This is a genomic window from Kocuria sp. UCD-OTCP (assembly GCF_000349605.1).
GTDB classification, from domain to species: domain Bacteria; phylum Actinomycetota; class Actinomycetes; order Actinomycetales; family Micrococcaceae; genus Kocuria; species Kocuria rosea.
Window position 1 is genome coordinate 85,843 of the sequence record NZ_AOSQ01000018.1, and the last position, 16,364, is coordinate 102,206.

Sequence of the window (16,364 nt, forward strand, 5' to 3'; positions counted from 1 at the left end):
GGGCGCGGCCCCTCGCGTTGCCGGACCCCTCGCGTTGCCGGACCCCTCGCGTTGCCGGACTCCGGGCCTACAGGCCCAGCAGCCCGCGGACGTGGTCGTTGAGGAACACCCCGTCCGGGTCCACGGACGCCCGGGCGTCGAGGAAGTCCTGGAACCGCGGGTACACGGAGCGCAGGTACTCGGCGTCCTGCGTGTGCACGGTGCCCCAGTGGGGGCGGCCGCCGTGGGCCACGAAGATCTCCTCGGCCGCGGCGAACACCTTCGGGTCGTACCGGCGCCAGTACTGCCGCAGCGCGATCCAGCCGGTCTCCCGGCCGTGGGCGGGGGCGAGCCAGGCGTCCTCGGCCGCGGCGCAGCGCACGTCCACCGGGAGCGAGAACGAGTAGTCGCGCCGCTCGATGAGCGTCTGCAGCTCCCGGAAGGCCACGACGAGCTCCTCGACCGGCAGGGCGTACTCGGAGGAGACGAACCGGGTCCGGCGCGGCACGGTGAACACCCGGAAGGACAGGTCGCTGTACTGCCGCGGGCTGTTCGTGAGGGCGTCGAGCCGGTTGAGCCCCGGCGTGGAGCGCGGCAGGGCCGTGGCCAGCTGGTTGAGCCCCGCGGTGAGGGTGTTGCGCAGCAGGGCGTCGTCGAGCCGGCGCACGGTGCGGGCCACGGGGGAGCCGGGCCGGGTGTAGGAGTCCGGGAGCTTGTGCAGGCGCGTGAGGATCCGGGTCTGGGCGGTGGCGGTGCCCGGCGTCCAGAAGAACTCGAAGTGGTCGGCCCCGGCCATCCGGCTGCCCAGGGTGTCCACGAGCTGGCCGAGGGGCTCCTTGAGCTCCGCCGCGTGCAGCCGGAACGTCGGCTCGCACACCAGGGTGACGCTCGCGAGGACCCCCATGGCGCCCAGGCCCACGCGCGCGGCCTGGAACAGCTCGGGGCGCTGCTCGGCGGAGCACTCCACCAGCTCGCCGTCGGCCGTGACCAGGCTCAGGGCCACCACCTGCTGGGAGAGGGAGCCGAAGGCCAGGCCGGTCCCGTGGGTGCCGGTCGAGACGGCGCCGGCGACCGTCTGCCAGTCGCTGTCCGGCAGGTTGGTCACGGCCAGCCCGTGGGCGTCCAGCTCCTGGTTCAGGTCACGGATCGTGGTGCCCGCGAGGACCGTGACCCGCTGGTTCTCCCGGTCGACGGCCGGCAGCCCGGACAGCCCGGAGAGGTCGACCATGACGTCGGGGGCCAGGGGCAGGGCCGAGAAGCTGCACCCGGAGCCCACCGCGCGCACGCCCAGTCCGCGGCGCACGGCGGCGGCGACGCCCTCCGCGAGCTCCGGGACGGAGGTGGGGCGCAGCACGTGCCGGGGGGTGACGGAGTGCGTCCTGCCCCACGTGGCCCACTCTCTCGTCCCGGTCTCGCCGGGCAGGGCGTCGGGCAGCGAGACCTCGCTCATCGGCGGGACCGTCCTTCCTCGCAGGCAGGTGCACAGTGCGCCCTCATCATGTCATCCCGAGGGCGCTCCGGCGCCCTCGACGACCCCGTCCTGCGGCCCCGCCGCGCGTACCATCGGAGGCGAAGCCCGCGGCGGGATCCGGAGCACCGCGGACCGAGGACGCGCACAGGAGGCAGCACCATGACCGATCACCCGTCCCCGGACCGGGAGCGCGAGGAGCCCCACGAGACCACGCTGGGCGAGGAGGCGGTGCGCGACCGCGTCCCCTCGGGCGGCGGGCAGAGCCGGTCCCTCGACGCCACGGGGGAGATCGTCGTGGGCATCGACGGCTCCGAGCAGAGCCTCGGGGCGCTGCGGTGGGCGGCCCGGGAGGCCCGCCGCCGCGGTCGTCCGGTGCGGCTGGTCACCGCGTACAGCCTGCCCGTGTTCTCCGGCTCTGGGTTCGACACCGGCTACGCCACCGTGGACGAGGCCGCCCTCACCCAGGGCGTCGAGGAGCTGCTGAACCACGCGGCGGACCAGGTCCGTGACGTGGGGGTCGAGCTGCGGGCGACCGTCGAGACCGGGGACCCCTCCGGGGCCCTGCTCGAGCTGAGCCGCACGGCGGAGCTGCTGGTCCTCGGCTCCCGCGGCCGGGGCGGTCTGCTGGGCCGGCTGCTCGGCACGGTCTCCACGGCGGTGCCGGCGCACTCGAAGTGCCCCACGGGCGTGGTCCCCCTGCCGTGGGCGCAGCAGCACCTGGGCGCGGAGGAGCTCACGAGCACCCGGGCCCTCGTGGACCGCGTGGTCGTCGGGTCGGACGGCTCCACCCAGGCCCGGGCGGCCATGCTCTACGCCGCGGAGGAGGCGCGCCTGCTCGGCGTGCCCCTGACGGTGCTGTGCGCGCTCCCGCCCGTGAGCGGGGCGCTCGCGTGGATGCCCACGGCGGTGGACTTCGAGGTGATGTACGACGACGTCGCGCGGGCGCTCAACGGCGGCGTCGCCTGGCTCGAGAGCTGGTTCCCCGACCTGCAGATCGGCTCGGAGCTCGCGGACGGCGCGCCGGTGCAGGTGCTGGTCGAGCAGACCCGGCGCAACGGGCTCGTGGTGATGGGCACGCGCGGCCGGGGCGGCTTCGCGGGGATGCTCCTGGGCTCCACCTCGCAGGGCGTGCTGCACAACGCCGCGGGACCCGTGCTGATCGTCCCGGACCGCTACGACGAGCGGATCGAGACCCGCAAGGACTTCGACTCCGACGACATCCGCCCCTGGGACGCCTGAGCGGGCCGGCTCAGCCCCACCCCAGTTCGTGCAGGCGCTCGTCGTCGATGCCGAAGTGGTGGGCGACCTCGTGGATGACGGTCACCGTGATCTCCTCCACGAGCTCCTCGCGCTCCGCGCACATGCGCTGCAGCGGACCCCGGTAGACGAAGATCCGGTCCGGCAGGGAGCCGGCGCCCCACCCGCCGTCCCGGGCGGTCAGGGGCACGCCCTCGTAGAGGCCGAGCAGCCCGGGGGAGTGCTCCGGCGGCTCCTCCTCGACCAGGATCACCACGTTGTCCATCGCCCGGAACAGGGCGTCCGGGATCAGGTCGATGGCGTCGTCGACGGCGCCGTCGAACTCCTCGCGGGTCATCTCGATCACGCTCTCCTTCCTACCCCACGAGCCCGGGCGCCGGCTGGGTCCCCGGGGGCAGTGCGGGAATTGTGCGGGATCCGCGCGAGCCTCTAAGCTGTACTCGGTTTCTCCCGTGTCACGGTCCTCGGTCGCCGAGGTCGTGGTCGTCGACGCGGGTGTCCGGCCCCCATCGTCTAGTGGCCTAGGACACCGCCCTTTCACGGCGGCGACACGGGTTCGAATCCCGTTGGGGGTACGCGATCGGAGGGTCCGCCCACCGATTTGCACAACCGGCGAGGAATGCTGGTAAGATCAGTCCTCGTTGGAAACAGCAAGGCCCTGTAGCGCAGCTGGTTAGCGTGCCGCCCTGTCACGGCGGAGGTCGCGGGTTCAAGTCCCGTCAGGGTCGCTCAGACGGCGTTCATCGAGTCGATGCGGCGCCGTCGCGGCATATCCGCTGCGGATGTGCCGGGGCTCTGTAGCTCAGTTGGTAGAGCGTACGACTGAAAATCGTAAGGTCACCGGATCGACGCCGGTCGGAGCCACCGCGGAAACCGCCGGTCCCCTCGAGGGGCCGGCGGTTTCTTCGTGCCGGGGGCCCTGCCGCCCGCTGCCAGCGGACACGGAGGTTCGCTCCCTACCCTGGGAGCCGTGACCCGGTATCCCCGTCGCCCGAGCCCACGCGGGGCAGCAGCGGCCGCGCTGACCGCCCTGAGCCTGCTGGCGCTCACTGGCTGCGGCGCCGGCCCGCAGTCCTCCGGGCTCGTCCTCGAGCCGACCGCGGGCTCGCCCGCCCCGGTGCCGGCCGGGCCCACCGCGGAACCGGAGGCCTGCTTCGACGTGGCGAGCGCCTACACGGCGCTGACCCTCGTGCCGCTGTCCGGCGACGAGCCGGACCCCCACTTCCGCCCCCAGGGGGCGGCTGCCTCCGTGCGGGACCTCACCTCCCGGCTGCCCGCCGAGCTGCGCCCCGCGTTCGAGGACGCCGTGGCCGCCCTGGACGCCGCGGGCTCGTCCGTGCAGCCCGCCGAGCTGGCCGATCTGCAGCGGACGCTCGCGCCGGTCGGCGACTGGCTCCGCCGGGCGTGCGCGGAGCCCACCCCCTCGAACTGATCAGCAGCCTGTCTAGACTGGGGGGCAGGTCGCCCGGCCCGGGTGGCCCCGACGGGAGGAGCCGACATGACCGAGCACCGACGCGAGCAGGAACCGGGGCACGGGCCGGTCGACGACCAGCGCGAGGACGGCGTGGTCGTCGAGCCCGGCGCCGAGCTCGACCGCGACCTGGAGCAGCAGGGACTGGGCGCCGAGCGGCCCGGCGACGAGCAGGGGCGGCCGTGACCGGCCCCGCGCGGACGAGCGCGCTCGGACGGGCCGCGGCGACCGGCGCCGCGGCGGGGATCGCGGGGGCCGCTCTGATGGTGCTGGGGGAGAAGGCGGAGCAGGCGCTCACCCACCGGCCGGACTCCTACGTCCCCGCGCGCGCCCTGCTCACCCTGCTGGGGCGCCACCCCGGGGACCGCGAGCAGCCCACGGGCTGGAACTCCGCCATGCACTACGGCACGGGCGCCGCCCTCGGCGCCCTGCGCGGCGTGTGGGCCGTGACCGGCATCCGGGGTCCGCACGCGAACGCCTGGCACACGGTGGTGCGGCTGGCCTTCGACCAGACCGTGGAGAACGCGACGGGGGTCGGGGCCCCGCCGTCGTCCTGGCCGGCCGGCGAGCAGGCCGTGGACGTCCTGCACAAGGCGGTGTACTCCGTGGTCACCGGCGTGCTCGCGGACCGGCTGGTGGCGCCGGCGCTCGTGTCGGGCCGGGGGCGCACCAGCCACTGACCGGCGCGCCGACCGGGCGTCCGCGACGAGCGGTCGTCCGCGGCGTGCCGGCGTGCGGCGCCGCACGCCGTGCGCCAGGACCGCCGGGTTCCCCGAGGCCGGGGGGCCCCCGAGGCCGGGGCCCCGAGGGCCGGCAGGACGGCTCAGGGGGCCAGGCGCCACCACACGGCCCGCTCGGGCCGCAGGACGCCGTCCTGCACGGCGTCCCGGCTGCTGAGCACGAGCGGCTCTCCGGCGGGCAGGGGGACGGGGGCGCCGCCCAGGTTCGCCGCCACGAGGACCCGCTCCCCTGCGCCGGTGGTGTTCACGAAGGACAGCAGGCCCGTCGCGGCGTCGTGGCTCGCGTGCCACGCGAAGGAGCCGCGGCCGAGACCGAGCTCCCGGCGCACCCGCAGCGCCGTGCGGTACACCGTGTGCGTGGAGTCGGGGACCCCCACCTGCCGGTCCGCCGCGAGCTGCGCGAACTCCTCGGGCTGCGGCAGCCACGGGTCGGCCCCGAAGCCGTGGCCGGGCTCTCCCGCGGCCCAGGGCAGCGGGACCCGGCAGCCGTCGCGGCCGATCTCCTCGCCCCCGGTCCGGGCGAACGCCGGGTCCTGGCGCAGCTCGGCGGGCAGGCGGGTGTGGTCGGGCAGGCCCAGCTCGTCCCCCTGGTACAGGTAGGCGGAGCCGGGCAGGGCCAGCTCCACCAGCGCGGCGGCGCGGCCGCGGGCGAGGCCCTGCTCGTGGTCGGGCTGCTCGCTGTCCGCGTCGATCCCCTTGGGGTAGGCGATGGGGTCCGTGAGCCCGAAGCGGGAGACGTGCCGGACGGTGTCGTGGTTGGACAGCACCCACGTGGTGGGCGCGCCGACGTTCGCCGACTCCGCCAGGGAGTCCTCGATGGCCCGGGACATCCGGGCCCAGTCCCACCCGGCCACCAGGAAGTCGAAGTTGAACGCCTGGTGCATCTCGTCGGAGCGGACGTACATCGCCAGCCGGTGCGCCGGCTCGACCCACGCCTCGGCCACCAGCATCCGGTCGCCGTCGTACTCGGCGACCACCCGGTGCCAGTCGCGGTAGACCTCGTGCACGCCGTCCTGGTCGAAGTAGGGGCTGCCGGTGCTCAGCGGGGTGTCCGGGGCGTCGTGCTCCCGCGCGTCGTGCTCGCCCTCGACCATGTGCACCTGGTGGTCCCAGTCCGGCAGCCCCTCGGCCTTCACGAGGCCGTGGGCCACGTCCACGCGGAAGCCGTCCGCGCCCCGGTCCAGCCAGAAGCGCAGGACGGAGCGGAACTCCTCCCACACCTCCGGGTTCTCCCAGTTGAGGTCCGGCTGGGTGCTGTCGAACAGGTGCAGGTACCATTGCCCGTCCGGCAGCCGGGTCCAGGCCTCGCCGCCGAACACGGAGCGCCAGTTGTTCGGCGGCAGCTCCCCGTGCTCGCCCCGGCCGTCCCGGAACATGTACCGGTCCCGCTCCGGGCTGCCGGGCCCGGCGGCCACGGCGGCCCGGAACCACTCGTGCTCGCTCGAGGTGTGGTTGGGCACCAGGTCCACGATCAGCCGCATCCCGAGCTCCGCCATCCGGGCGCGCATCCGGTCGAAGTCCTCCAGGGTGCCGAAGCGGGGGTCGACGTCCCGGTAGTCGGAGACGTCGTAGCCGGCGTCGTGCTGCGGCGAGACGTAGAACGGGGACAGCCACAGGGCGTCCACGCCGAGGTCCGCGAGGTAGTCCAGCCGGTCGACGATCCCGGGCAGGTCGCCCAGACCGTCACCGTCGGAGTCGTTGAAGGACCGGGGATAGATCTGGTAGATCACCGCGGAGCGCCACCACTCGCCCTCCTCGGTGGCGGGGGACTGGCTGACCTGCTGCGTCATGGGGGTGCTCCTCGGGTGCTTCGTCGGGGGTGTCCGGTGCGGGCGGCTCCGGTGCGGGGGCGTCCCCAACCTAGTCAGTCCCCGGGCGCGGTGTCACGGCGGCCGGCGCTGGGGCGGCCGGTGTCCGGCCGGGACCGCCCGGCCGGTGCACGACCACGTTGGTGGGGGCGAGGGCCAGGACGACGAGCGCGGCGGCGAGGACCGCCAGCCCGGTCCAGCCGGCGCCCGTCAGCCGTTCGCCGACGACGACGACGGCCAGGACCGCCGCGACGGCCGGTTCGGTCAGGGTGAGGGTCGTCGCCGTGCTCGGGCGCACCCGGGCGAGTCCCACGCCGAACAGGAAGTACCCGAGGAACATCGGCACCAGCGCCATGTACGCGGCCACGGCGAACGCCTGCCCCGAGGCCAGCAGGGGCGCCCCCGTGAGGGCGAGGACCGGGAGCAGGAGCGCCCCGCCGGCGCCGAAGACGGCGCCCATCGAGGCCGCGCGCCCCACCCCGTGGCCCATCAGCCGGTGCACCACCCACGAGTAGAGCGCGTACGTCGCCCCGGCCACCAGTCCGAGCCCGATGCCGGCGGCGGTGTCCGCGGCCGAGGCCCCGGACCCGCCAGCCCTCGACAGGCACAGCAGGCCGCTGCCGAGGACGCCCAGGAGCGCGGCGGTCATCCACCACCGGCTCAGGGGGCGGCGCTCGAGGACGCGCTCCAGGACGCCCGAGGCCAGCGGCGCGGAGGCCAGGGAGACGACCGTGCCGATCGCGACGCCGCCCAGGTGCATCGAGCTGTAGAACGCCAGCGGATAGACGGCCACGGCCGCGGCCCCGGCCGCCACCAGCCCGGCGTGCGAGCGCAGCGCCCGCCGCGAGCGGCGCAGGGCGGGCAGGGCGATCGCCGCCTGCAGCAGCCCGCCCACGCCCAGGGCGGCGGCCCCGATCGCCAGCGGACCCGCGCCGGGGGCGAAGGTCGCCGCGGTCCCGGTCGTGCCCCACAGGACCGCGGTGAGCAGGATGGCCGCGACGCCGAGGCCGGCGTGGCGCCCCGTGCGCCCCACGGCGCGGCTCACGGTGCCGCGCACGGTGCGACCGGCACGTCGGTGGTCGTCGTGCGGGCGTGCGCGCGGACGCGGAGCGGCGCCGGGCGCTGCGGGTGTGCGGTCATGGGCGGGCTCCTGTCGGTCGACGGTCCAATCTACCCAGGGCGGGCGACGGGCGCCCCGGGCGCGGTGCGCCGGGCGCAGCCGCGTTCGCGGAAGCCGGCCCGCCCCCGTCCCGGGCGGGCCGCGTGGTAGAAGAGGGCATGACCACTCCGACGCGCGCGTTCGCGCCTCCCTGCGGGCCGGTGCGCGGCCGGGTCGACGGCGACGTCGTCCGGGCGACCGGGATCCCGTACGCCACGGCGGACCGGTTCGCCGCGCCCGTCCCGGTCGCGGACCGGGAGGAACCGTTCGACGCCACCCGCCCGGCCCCGGCCTGCCCCCAGGCGCACTCACCCTTCCTCACCGGGGTCCTCGGCGACACCCTCGCCGGGCTCCCGCGGGACGAGCACTGCCAGCGGCTGTCGGTGACCCTGCCCCTCGAGCGGGGGCCGGCGGAACGGCTGCCGGTGATGGTCTGGATCCACGGCGGCTCCTACACCACCGGGGCCGGGGACGCCCCGATCATGGATCCCCGCCCCCTGGTCGCCGAGCAGCGGGTCGTGGTCGTGAGCGTCACCTACCGGCTGGGACTGTTCGGCTACCTCGGCGCGGGCCGGGGCCGCCCCGCCAACCTCGGTCTGCTCGACCAGCTAGAGGCCCTGCGCTGGGTGCGGCGCAACATCGCGGCCTTCGGCGGCGACCCGGACCGGGTGACCGTGTTCGGCCAGTCCGCCGGGGGCGACGCCGTGGCCCATCTCATGGCCGTCCCGGGCGCGGAGCTGCTGTTCCGCCGGGCCATCCTGCAGAGCCCTCCGCTGGGCATCGCCCGCGGCCGGGCGGCGATGACCGCGGCGATGGCGGGCGCGGCCGGTGCTGTCACCGCGGGGACGCCGGCCGCGGAGGTGGTGGCGCTGCAGGCCGAGGTCGAGGCCGGCGCGTCCTCCTTCGGGCTCCGGGGCCGGATGCCGTTCGGCACCCAGTACGGCCACCACCCCCTGCCCGCCGAGGAGGGCGTCGAGGCGGCCTGGGACCGCGTGGCCCCGCACATCGACGTGCTCATCGGCCACACCGCCGAGGAGGCCCGGCTCTACCTGCCCACGCTGCCCCTCCTCCACCGGGTCACCCGCGTCCCGCTGCTCGGCCCCGTGCTCCGCCGCGCCGTCGTGGGGCACGTGACCGCGGCCGTCCACGGCCGGGCCGTCCGCCGGTTCGCCGCCCGGCACGCCCGGGCCGGAGGCCGCGCCCACACCTACCTGCTCACCTGGAGCGCGCCGGGCAGCCCGTACGGATCCGCCCACACGGTCGACCTCCCGCTCCTGTTCGGCGACGAGGCCGCATGGGCCGGCACCGGGCTGCTCGCCGGGGCCCCGTGGGAGGACGTCCAGGCCCACGGCCGGCGCCTCCGGCGGCTGTGGGCCGGCTTCGCCCGCGGGGAGCCGCTGGCGGACGCCGGGGCGGTCCCCGGCGTCCTGCGCTACCGCGCGGCCACGGGTGCACGACCCCTCGAGCGCGTCCTCGGCTGCGTCCTCGGCGCGGTGCGCCGCGCTCAGGGCGCTGCGGGCACCTCCCGCGCCCCCGTGCGGGCGCTGCGCCGGGCCGCGTCCAGCACCGCGGCGACGGCCACGGCGTCCCACGGGTCCACGGGGGCCTCGCCGTCGCCGAGGAGCCACCGGGCCACGGCCCGGTAGAAGTCGGCGGGCTCGCCGGGGGCGGTGGGCACGGAATCGGTCCCGGTGCCCCGGACGAGCAGACCCGTCATGCCCTCCCCGGGGTCCAGCAGGTCGAAGGGGCCGGGGCTGTCGGCGTGCCCGGCCACGAGGTAGGCGCCGGCCGAGCCGAGCACCCGGGTCCGGGGCCCCGGCGCCCCCACGAGGCTCCCGGCCCACAGGTGGCTGATCGTGCCCGAGGCGTGGTCCAGGGCCAGGAAGACGTCGTCCTCGGCCGGGGTCGTCAGCGCGCGCAGCTCGGCCCGCACCGCGGCCACCGGCCCGAACAGCTGGATCGCCGCGTCCACGAGGTGCGGACCGAGGTCGAGCAGCAGCCCGCCGCCCCGGCCGACCGCGTTCTCCCGCCACCGGTCCTTGGGCACCGGGCGCCACCGCTCCCAGCGGCGCTCGAACCGGTGCACGTCCCCGAGGTGCCCCTCGGCGAGCACCCGGGCCAGGGTCAGCTGCTCGCTGTCCCAGCGCCGGTTGTGGAAGACCGTCAGCGGGGTCCCGGTCTCCTCGGCGCGGCGGACCACGGCCACCGCGCCCTCGTGGTCCATGGCCAGCGGCTTGTCGACCACCACGGGGATCCCGGCCTCCAGGCCGGCCAGCGCGTGCTCCACGTGCAGCCCCGTGGGCGAGGCGACGACCAGCACGTCGGGCCGCGAGCGCTCGAGCAGCCCGGGCAGGTCCCGGTGCACCTGCACCCCGGGCCAGTCGGCGCCCGCGCGGGCGGCCCGCTCCGGGTCGCCGGTGACGACGTCGGTGACCCGCCCACCGGCCCGCCGCAGCAGGTCCCCGTGGAAGTCCCGCCCGGCCATGCCGTATCCGACGAGTCCGGCGGTGAGCACTCGTCCTGCACCCTGATCAGTCATGCGGTCACGATAGCCCCTGGCAACGGGCCGCACCGGGCCGCTACGGCCCGTCCAGGCCCGCGATCTCGTCGTCGACGAAGCGGGGCGCGGCCGCGACGCCGCCGGCGACGACGAGGAGCACCGCGGTGCCCATCAGCAGCAGCAGGGGAACGGTCCAGCTGCCGGTGGCCTCGTGCAGGGCGCCGACGGCGAAGGGCCCGGCCGCCGCGAGCAGGTAGCCCACCGGCTGGGTGAACCCGGACAGCTGCGCGGTCACCCGGGGGTCCCGGGAGCGGGCCGTGAGCAGGGCCAGGGCGGTGGGGAACGCGAAGCCGCCCACCCCCAGGAGCAGGGCCCAGGCCCAGGGTGTGGTGGCGGGCGCCAGCAGCAGGCCGGAGTAGCCGGCGACCATGCAGACGCCCAGGCCCACGATCCACCGCCGCAGGTGCGGTGAGCGGGCCACCAGGACGGGCATGAGGAGCCCTCCCGGGATGCCCATGGCGGCGATGAGGGCGGCCATCAGCCCGGCCTGGGCCTGGCCCAGGCCGCCGTCGCGGTAGATCTGGGCCACCCAGCCGAACTGGACGTAGGCGTGCATCGACTGGATGCCGAAGTAGACGCACAGCGCCACGGCGGTGCGGGAGCGGAGGATCGAGGTGCCGCGGCCGGGACGCAGGGCGCGGCCGGGGGTCGTGGCGGGCTCGCGCCGGTCGCGGACGGTGACCAGGACCCAGGGGACCACGGCGGCCAGGGCCACGAGGCCCCACAGGCCCAGTGCGGCACGCCACCCGTCGGGCCCGCTGGCGGCCAGCGGCCCGGCCGCCAGCAGGGGCAGCGTGGCGCCGACGGCCAGGCCGGTCGTGTAGAGGGAGTTCAGCGCCGCCGTGCGCCGGCCCCCGTGGCGCTTGATGAACGCCGGCACCAGGATGTTGCCGACGGCCATGCCGGCGAAGCCCAGCACGGACAGGAGCAGGAACACCGGCACCGATCCCGTGACCGACCGGGCCAGCAGCCCGGCGGCGACCAGGACCAGGCCGGCGGTGACGGCGCCGCTGATGCCGGTCCTGCGCGAGAGCGCGGCCGCGCACGCCCCCGCCGCGGCGAACGTGAGCCCGGGCAGGGCGGTCAGCACCCCGGCCATCGTGGGGCTCAGCCCCAGTCCCTGCTGCACCTCCGCGAGCACGGGCCCCACGGAGGTGGCCCCGGGGCGGAGATTGACCGCCACGACCGCCACCGCGAGCACCACCAGCCACCCCGGCACGCGGGGCGGGACGGCGGAACGGTCAGGGGGCGGGGTGGACGGGCGCACCGGCCTGTTCTATCACGGGGTGCGGCGGCACCGGGGCGCGGGCCTGACGGAGCGGTCCGCTCAGCCCTCGCAGTCGGTGCAGTACCGCGTCTCGCCGGACTGGCGGGCCAGCTGGGAGCGGTGCCGGACCAGGAAGCAGGAGGCGCAGGTGAACTCGTCGACCTGTTCCGGGATGACGGCCACGGTGAGCTCTTCGTGGGAGAGGTCGGCGCCGGGCAGGTCGATGCCCTCGGCGGTGTCGAAGTCCTCGGCGTCGATGACCGCGGTCTGGGTGGTGGCGCTGCGCTGGACCTGGATCGCCTCCAGGGANGGTGTCGAAGTCCTCGGCGTCGATGACCGCGGTCTGGGTGGTGGCGCTGCGCTGGACCTGGATCGCCTCCAGGGACTCGTTGGCCGGCTCGTCCTCGGGCCGGGTGCGCGGGGCGTCGTAATCGGTGGCCATGATGTGGTGCGTCCTCCTGGAACGGGGTGGTGCTGTGCAGAGGGTGCCCTGCACGGAAGGACCAGAGTGTACCCCTACGACATGGGCAACTGTCGAGTCCCCGCGCGTCCCGGCGAAGTCCGGCGTCTCGGGCGTGATCCTCGTCGCACCCCGGAGGGGCCCGGATCGGTCCCTGGTGCGCCGAGCACGGAGCACCCGCTCAGCGTCCGTGACCTCCTCACCGCCGTCCAGGGCCACTTCGACGAGATGGCCCTGGGTGCGTTGCACGCCATCCGGCGCGCCGCGCAGGACGCCGCCCGGCCCTGGTCGGGTGTCAGCTGGCGCTCTCCAGGTGCGCGAGGCGCAGCCAGCGGTGCATGAGCCGGCGGAACGCCACGGCGGCGCCGTGGGCGTCCCGCGCGGCCAGCAGCTCCACGGCGTCCGAGAAGTCCTGCGGGCTCTCGTCCGGCTGGAACGGGTCAGCGAGCGAGCCGTAGTGCAGGACCACGAGGGAGTTGGCGGAGAACGCCCCGAGCCACCGGCCCAGGTGCGTGAGGTCCTCGGCGAGGTCCTCGAGGTCTTCGCCGCCCGCGTCCTCCACCACCTGCGCGGCGCGCACCACGCGACGGGTCGCGAGGTCCATCGGCACCGCGCACCGGTGCACACGGTTGCCGTGGTGGAAGCTCTCGGCGTGGTCCTGAGCGGTGAAGAGGGAGAACCACGCCATGGGGACGGTGAACGCCGACTGGCGCGCGTGCACGGGCACGAAGTGCTCCCGGCTCACGCGATCGCCCGCGGCCCGGACGGCGTCCTCGGGGATGAGCAGGTTGGGCAGGGGCTGGCCGCCCTCCTCCTCGGCGAGCGCCACGAGCCGCAGCGAGCGCCGCAGCCGCTGCGGGGGGTGGTAGACGGGGAAGTCCCCGACCCCGGCCGCGAGCATGTCCCGGCCCCGCGGCGCCGCGGAGAACGGCAGGGTCCACAGCGGCTCCACGGCCGGGGGCAGGGGCTCCTGGCCCGGCTCGGCCAGGCGGGCGAGCTGCTCGGTCAGCTCGTTGACCCCGGCCTCCTCGGGGGACAGGGCCCGGGGCACCAGCGGGGCGTACACGGCATCGAGCTCCTCGGCGGGCACGTACACCCGCAGGGCGAACTGGTGGGGGATCCCGGTGGCCGAGCGGAACGTCCGGCCGACCTGCAGCAGCTGGGCCACGGCGGCTCAGGCGATCTCGACGACGACGGGGGCGTGGTCCGAGGCGCCCTTGCCCTTGCGCTCCTCGCGGTCGATCGACGCGTCGGTGACGCGGCCGGCCAGGGCGGGGGAGTAGAGCTGGAAGTCGATGCGCATGCCCTCCTTCTTCGGGAAGCGCAGGCCCTTGTAGTCCCAGTACGTGTAGACGCCCGGGCCGGGGTGCCGGGGGCGGACCACGTCCAGGTAGCCGGCCTCCTCGAGGAAGGCGCGGAAGGCTGCGCGCTCGGGCGCGCTGACATGGGTCAGGCCGTTGTCGAGGAAGAACTGCATGTCCCACACGTCCTCGTCCTGCGGGGCCACGTTCCAGTCGCCCACCAGGGCGACCTGCGCCGTGGAGTCCTCGTCGACCCACTGCTTGGCGTGGTCCTTGAGCACGCGCAGCCACTCCAGCTTGTAGGGCATGTGCGGGTCCTCCAGGCCGCGGCCGTTGGGGACGTAGAGGGACCAGACGCGCACGCCGGCGCACGTGGCGCCGATCGCCCGGGCCTCCTGCACGGGCTCCTCGCCGGGCTTGCCGAAGGCCGGCTGGTCCGGGAAGGTGCGCTCGACGTCCTCGAGGCCCACCCGGGAGGCGATCGCCACGCCGTTCCACTGGCTGAGGCCGAAGTGGGCGACGTCGTAGCCCATGTACTCGAAGAGCTCCCAGGGGAAGTTGTCGTCCTTCGCCTTGGTCTCCTGCATGGCCAGGACGTCCACGTCCGAGCGCTGCAGCCACGCCTCCACACGATCGGCGCGGGCGCGGACGGAGTTCACGTTCCAGGTGGCGATCCTCATGGGCCCCACGTTACCGGCTGCCCCGGACGGGAATTTTCAGCACCCCTTGCGCAGCACCGGTCCAGGTGCCATGGTTAGTTACATAACTAATGAACCAGTGAGGGGGAGGGCCGTGATCGCCGACGACCGCCCGATCTTCCAGCAGATCGCCGAACGGATCTGCGCCGACATCCTCGCGGGCGCCTATCCGGAGGAGACCCAGGTCCCGTCCACCAACGAGTTCGCCGCCTTCTACCGGATCAACCCGGCCACCGCCGGCAAGGGCGTCAACCGGCTCGTGGACCGGGGGATCCTCTACAAGCGCCGCGGCATCGGCATGTTCGTCGCCGCCGGCGCCCGGGAACGGCTCCTCGAGCAGCGGCGGCAGGAGTTCGCCGACCGCTACGTGGCACCGCTCGTCACCGAGGCGCACTCCCTCCGGCTCCCGCCGGGGGACGTCCTCGACCTCGTCCGCTCCGCCCTCGGCCGGTCCGAGGCCGCCGCACCGACCCGTCAGGAGTCCACCCCATGAACGGCACGCCAGCCCCCATCGTCGCCCTGCGCGGCGTCTCCCGCACCTACCGGGAGACCCGGGCCCTCGACGGCGTCGACCTCGACCTCACCCCGGACCGGATCTACGGACTCGTGGGGCGCAACGGCTCCGGCAAGACCACCCTGCTGTCCGTGATCGGCCAGCAGGTCCGCCCCGACCGGGGCGGGCGGGTCGAGCTGTTCGGCCGTCCCGGGTGGGAGAACCCCGAGGCGCTCTCCCGCACGGTGCTGCTGCGGGACCGGCAGCGCTACCCCGAGGAGTTCCGGGTCCGCCACGTCCTCGACGCCGCGCCGGCGTTCTACCCCGGCTGGGACGAGGAGCTCGCCCGCGGTCTCGCCGAGGACCTCCGGCTCCCGTCGCGGACCAGGATCAAGAAGCTCTCCACGGGGCAGCACACGGCCCTCGGCATCGTCCTGGGCCTCGCGTCCCGCGCGGAGCTCACGATGCTGGACGAGCCCTACGGCGGGCTGGACCCGGTGGCCCGGGAGCTGTTCTACGACCGGCTCCTCGAGGACTTCGCGCGGCACCCGCGCACCGTGGTGATCTCCACGCACCTGGTCGACGAGGTCGCCAACCTCCTCGACCACGTCCTGCTCCTCGACCGCGGGCGGCTCGTGCTGGACGCCGGTCTCGAGACCGCCCGCGCCAGCGCCCACACGGTCGCGGGGCCCGCCGCCGACGTCGCCGGCTACCTGGCCGAGCGGCGCCTCGAGCAGCAGGTCTCCCGCGAGCAGCGGATCGGGGCGCTGCGCACCGTGACCGTGGCGGCGCCCCACGACGACGACGCCCGGGCGGCCGCCGCGCGCCACGGGATCGAGATCGACGCCGTCTCCCTGCAGTCGGCCGTGGCCGCCCACGGGCTCGTCCCGGTGCCCGCCGACCAGCTCCAGAACGCCTGAGAGGACCTCCGCCATGTCACGACTCACCCCTGTCCTCAAGCTCAACACCGTCAACCGGTCCGCCGGGGTCTGGATGGTCGTGGGCGTGATCACGGTGTCCGGGCTGCTCAGTCTGCTCGCCGGGGTCGTGCTGCACGTGGTCCTGGGCGCCCCGCTGGGCGCCGTGGCCGAGGGCCTGCGCTACAACCAGGTCCTGCTCTGGTGGCCCGGGATCGCCCTGCTCGTCCACGCCGCCCAGGTGATCGGCACGAGCACGCCCCTCGCCCTGGCGCTGGGGGCCACCCGCCGGTCGATGTGGTGGGGCTCGGTGCTGACGTTCGTGCTCCACGCCCTGCTGGCCGCGGCCGTCCTCACCGCGTTCCTGCTCCTGGAGCGCGCCACCGGCGGCTGGTTCCTGGGCCTGCCCGCTTTCGACGTCCGCGTCTTCGCCGGAGGGTCCCCGGCGTGGGCCCTCCTCGTGGCGTTCCTGGTCTACCTCGGGGCGCAGCTGGTCGGGGCGGTCTTCGCCACGGTGTACGTCCGGGGCGGCCCCGTGGCGCTGACGCTGTCCATCATCGGGACCGTCGTGACGACCCTGGCCGTGCTGGTGTGGGCCGCCGCGACCGGAGCGGGCTCCGCCGCGGCCGTCGGCGCGGGTTCCGCGGGGGTCCCGGCGGGACTCGTGCTCCTGGCCGCGGCGGCGCCCGTGCTGCTCGCGCTGCTGGGCTGGGGCCTGTACCGCCGGGTCTCCGTCCGCTGAGCACCCCGGCGCGGCCAGCGCCGCCGCGCCGGGGGACCAGG

General features: G+C 75.3%; 15 protein-coding genes, 3 tRNA genes and 2 pseudogenes. 11 read left to right on the forward strand and 9 right to left on the reverse strand.

Annotated features, from left to right (window positions below; all coding sequences use genetic code 11):
* Positions 1-67: 67 nt before the first annotated feature.
* The gene (locus H488_RS25705; protein ID WP_017833021.1) at positions 68-1,429 is read right to left on the reverse strand and encodes a D-arabinono-1,4-lactone oxidase; all 1,362 of its coding nucleotides are present in this window, start codon (positions 1,427-1,429) and stop codon (positions 68-70) included.
* A 180-nt stretch (positions 1,430-1,609) separates the two neighbouring features.
* Between H488_RS25705 and H488_RS25710 the strand changes: the two genes are divergently transcribed.
* Positions 1,610-2,689: a universal stress protein gene (locus tag H488_RS25710; protein WP_017833022.1), complete on the forward strand. Its 1,080-nt coding sequence runs from the start codon at positions 1,610-1,612 to the stop codon at positions 2,687-2,689.
* A 10-nt stretch (positions 2,690-2,699) separates the two neighbouring features.
* Here the strand turns inward: H488_RS25710 and H488_RS25715 are convergent, their stop codons facing one another.
* Entirely contained in the window at positions 2,700-3,053 is a 354-nt protein-coding gene (locus H488_RS25715) for a metallopeptidase family protein (RefSeq protein ID WP_017833023.1), read from the reverse strand.
* A gap of 156 nt (positions 3,054-3,209) precedes the next feature.
* Here H488_RS25715 and H488_RS25720 point away from each other — a divergent pair.
* The 6 genes from H488_RS25720 (at position 3,210) to H488_RS25740 (ending at position 4,858) form a co-directional block, all read left to right on the forward strand.
* Positions 3,210-3,282: transfer RNA gene (locus H488_RS25720), tRNA-Glu, on the forward strand.
* A 79-nt stretch (positions 3,283-3,361) separates the two neighbouring features.
* Positions 3,362-3,435, forward strand: a tRNA-Asp gene (locus H488_RS25725).
* A gap of 63 nt (positions 3,436-3,498) precedes the next feature.
* Positions 3,499-3,571, forward strand: a tRNA-Phe gene (locus H488_RS25730).
* A gap of 106 nt (positions 3,572-3,677) precedes the next feature.
* Entirely contained in the window at positions 3,678-4,139 is a 462-nt protein-coding gene (locus H488_RS25735; protein ID WP_017833024.1) for a hypothetical protein, read from the forward strand.
* 66 nt (positions 4,140-4,205) lie between these two features.
* Positions 4,206-4,364 (forward strand): hypothetical protein, encoded by a 159-nt coding sequence (locus H488_RS37415; protein ID WP_017833025.1) that lies wholly within the window; start codon positions 4,206-4,208, stop codon positions 4,362-4,364.
* Complete coding sequence (locus H488_RS25740; protein ID WP_017833026.1) at positions 4,361-4,858, forward strand: hypothetical protein; 498 nt, start codon at positions 4,361-4,363, stop codon at positions 4,856-4,858. The genes H488_RS37415 and H488_RS25740 overlap by 4 nt, the downstream gene beginning before the upstream one ends.
* Positions 4,859-5,001: 143 nt before the next feature.
* On the opposite strand, the gene H488_RS25745 is transcribed toward H488_RS25740, so the two are convergent.
* Complete coding sequence (locus H488_RS25745; RefSeq protein WP_017833027.1) at positions 5,002-6,708, reverse strand: glycoside hydrolase family 13 protein; 1,707 nt, start codon at positions 6,706-6,708, stop codon at positions 5,002-5,004.
* Positions 6,709-6,778: 70 nt separating this feature from the next.
* Positions 6,779-7,771 carry a DMT family transporter gene (locus H488_RS25750; RefSeq protein WP_202804014.1) on the reverse strand — a complete coding sequence of 331 codons (993 nt, stop codon included), beginning with the start codon at positions 7,769-7,771 and terminating at the stop codon, positions 6,779-6,781.
* A 233-nt stretch (positions 7,772-8,004) separates the two neighbouring features.
* Between H488_RS25750 and H488_RS25755 the strand changes: the two genes are divergently transcribed.
* Positions 8,005-9,531: a carboxylesterase family protein gene (locus H488_RS25755; protein WP_017833030.1), complete on the forward strand. Its 1,527-nt coding sequence runs from the start codon at positions 8,005-8,007 to the stop codon at positions 9,529-9,531.
* Here the strand turns inward: H488_RS25755 and H488_RS36535 are convergent.
* The 5 genes and pseudogenes from H488_RS36535 to H488_RS25770 form a co-directional block, all read right to left on the reverse strand.
* Positions 9,474-10,424: pseudogene (locus H488_RS36535) on the reverse strand (Gfo/Idh/MocA family protein); the annotation flags it as partial. The gene H488_RS25755 and the pseudogene H488_RS36535 sit on opposite strands and share 58 nt — an antisense overlap.
* Before the next feature lie 40 nt (positions 10,425-10,464).
* Positions 10,465-11,712 carry an MFS transporter gene (locus H488_RS25760; RefSeq protein WP_017833031.1) on the reverse strand — a complete coding sequence of 416 codons (1,248 nt, stop codon included), beginning with the start codon at positions 11,710-11,712 and terminating at the stop codon, positions 10,465-10,467.
* Between the two features lie 60 nt (positions 11,713-11,772).
* Positions 11,773-12,154: pseudogene (locus tag H488_RS38655) on the reverse strand (DUF4193 domain-containing protein).
* Between the two features lie 313 nt (positions 12,155-12,467).
* A complete protein-coding gene (locus H488_RS25765; protein ID WP_017833034.1) occupies positions 12,468-13,340 on the reverse strand; it encodes a hypothetical protein in 873 nt (290 codons plus the stop codon).
* 6 nt (positions 13,341-13,346) lie between these two features.
* Entirely contained in the window at positions 13,347-14,153 is an 807-nt protein-coding gene (locus tag H488_RS25770; protein WP_017833035.1) for an exodeoxyribonuclease III, read from the reverse strand.
* 112 nt (positions 14,154-14,265) lie between these two features.
* Between H488_RS25770 and H488_RS25775 the strand changes: the two genes are divergently transcribed.
* The 3 genes from H488_RS25775 to H488_RS36040 are packed head-to-tail and all read left to right on the forward strand — an operon-like array spanning position 14,266 to position 16,323.
* On the forward strand, positions 14,266-14,664 hold the full coding sequence (locus H488_RS25775; RefSeq protein WP_017833036.1) for a GntR family transcriptional regulator: 399 nt from the start codon (positions 14,266-14,268) through the stop codon (positions 14,662-14,664).
* A complete protein-coding gene (locus H488_RS25780) occupies positions 14,661-15,584 on the forward strand; it encodes an ATP-binding cassette domain-containing protein (protein WP_017833037.1) in 924 nt (307 codons plus the stop codon). The genes H488_RS25775 and H488_RS25780 overlap by 4 nt, the downstream gene beginning before the upstream one ends.
* A gap of 13 nt (positions 15,585-15,597) precedes the next feature.
* Positions 15,598-16,323, forward strand: coding sequence for a hypothetical protein (locus H488_RS36040; protein WP_017833038.1), 726 nt, complete (start codon positions 15,598-15,600; stop codon positions 16,321-16,323).
* Positions 16,324-16,364: the final 41 nt, after the last annotated feature.

What these genes read in the sequence shown, in the direction of transcription:
- H488_RS37415 (WP_017833025.1), top strand. Translation starts at nt 4,206, where the DNA reads ATGACCGAGCACCGACGCGAGCAGGAACCGGGGCACGGGCCGGTCGAC.
- H488_RS25755 (WP_017833030.1), top strand. Translation starts at nt 8,005, where the DNA reads ATGACCACTCCGACGCGCGCGTTCGCGCCTCCCTGCGGGCCGGTGCGC.
- H488_RS25770 (WP_017833035.1), bottom strand. Translation starts at nt 14,153, where the DNA reads ATGAGGATCGCCACCTGGAACGTGAACTCCGTCCGCGCCCGCGCCGAT.
- H488_RS25710 (WP_017833022.1), top strand. Translation starts at nt 1,610, where the DNA reads ATGACCGATCACCCGTCCCCGGACCGGGAGCGCGAGGAGCCCCACGAG.
- H488_RS25745 (WP_017833027.1), bottom strand. Translation starts at nt 6,708, where the DNA reads ATGACGCAGCAGGTCAGCCAGTCCCCCGCCACCGAGGAGGGCGAGTGG.
- H488_RS25780 (WP_017833037.1), top strand. Translation starts at nt 14,661, where the DNA reads ATGAACGGCACGCCAGCCCCCATCGTCGCCCTGCGCGGCGTCTCCCGC.
- H488_RS36040 (WP_017833038.1), top strand. Translation starts at nt 15,598, where the DNA reads ATGTCACGACTCACCCCTGTCCTCAAGCTCAACACCGTCAACCGGTCC.
- H488_RS25705 (WP_017833021.1), bottom strand. Translation starts at nt 1,429, where the DNA reads ATGAGCGAGGTCTCGCTGCCCGACGCCCTGCCCGGCGAGACCGGGACG.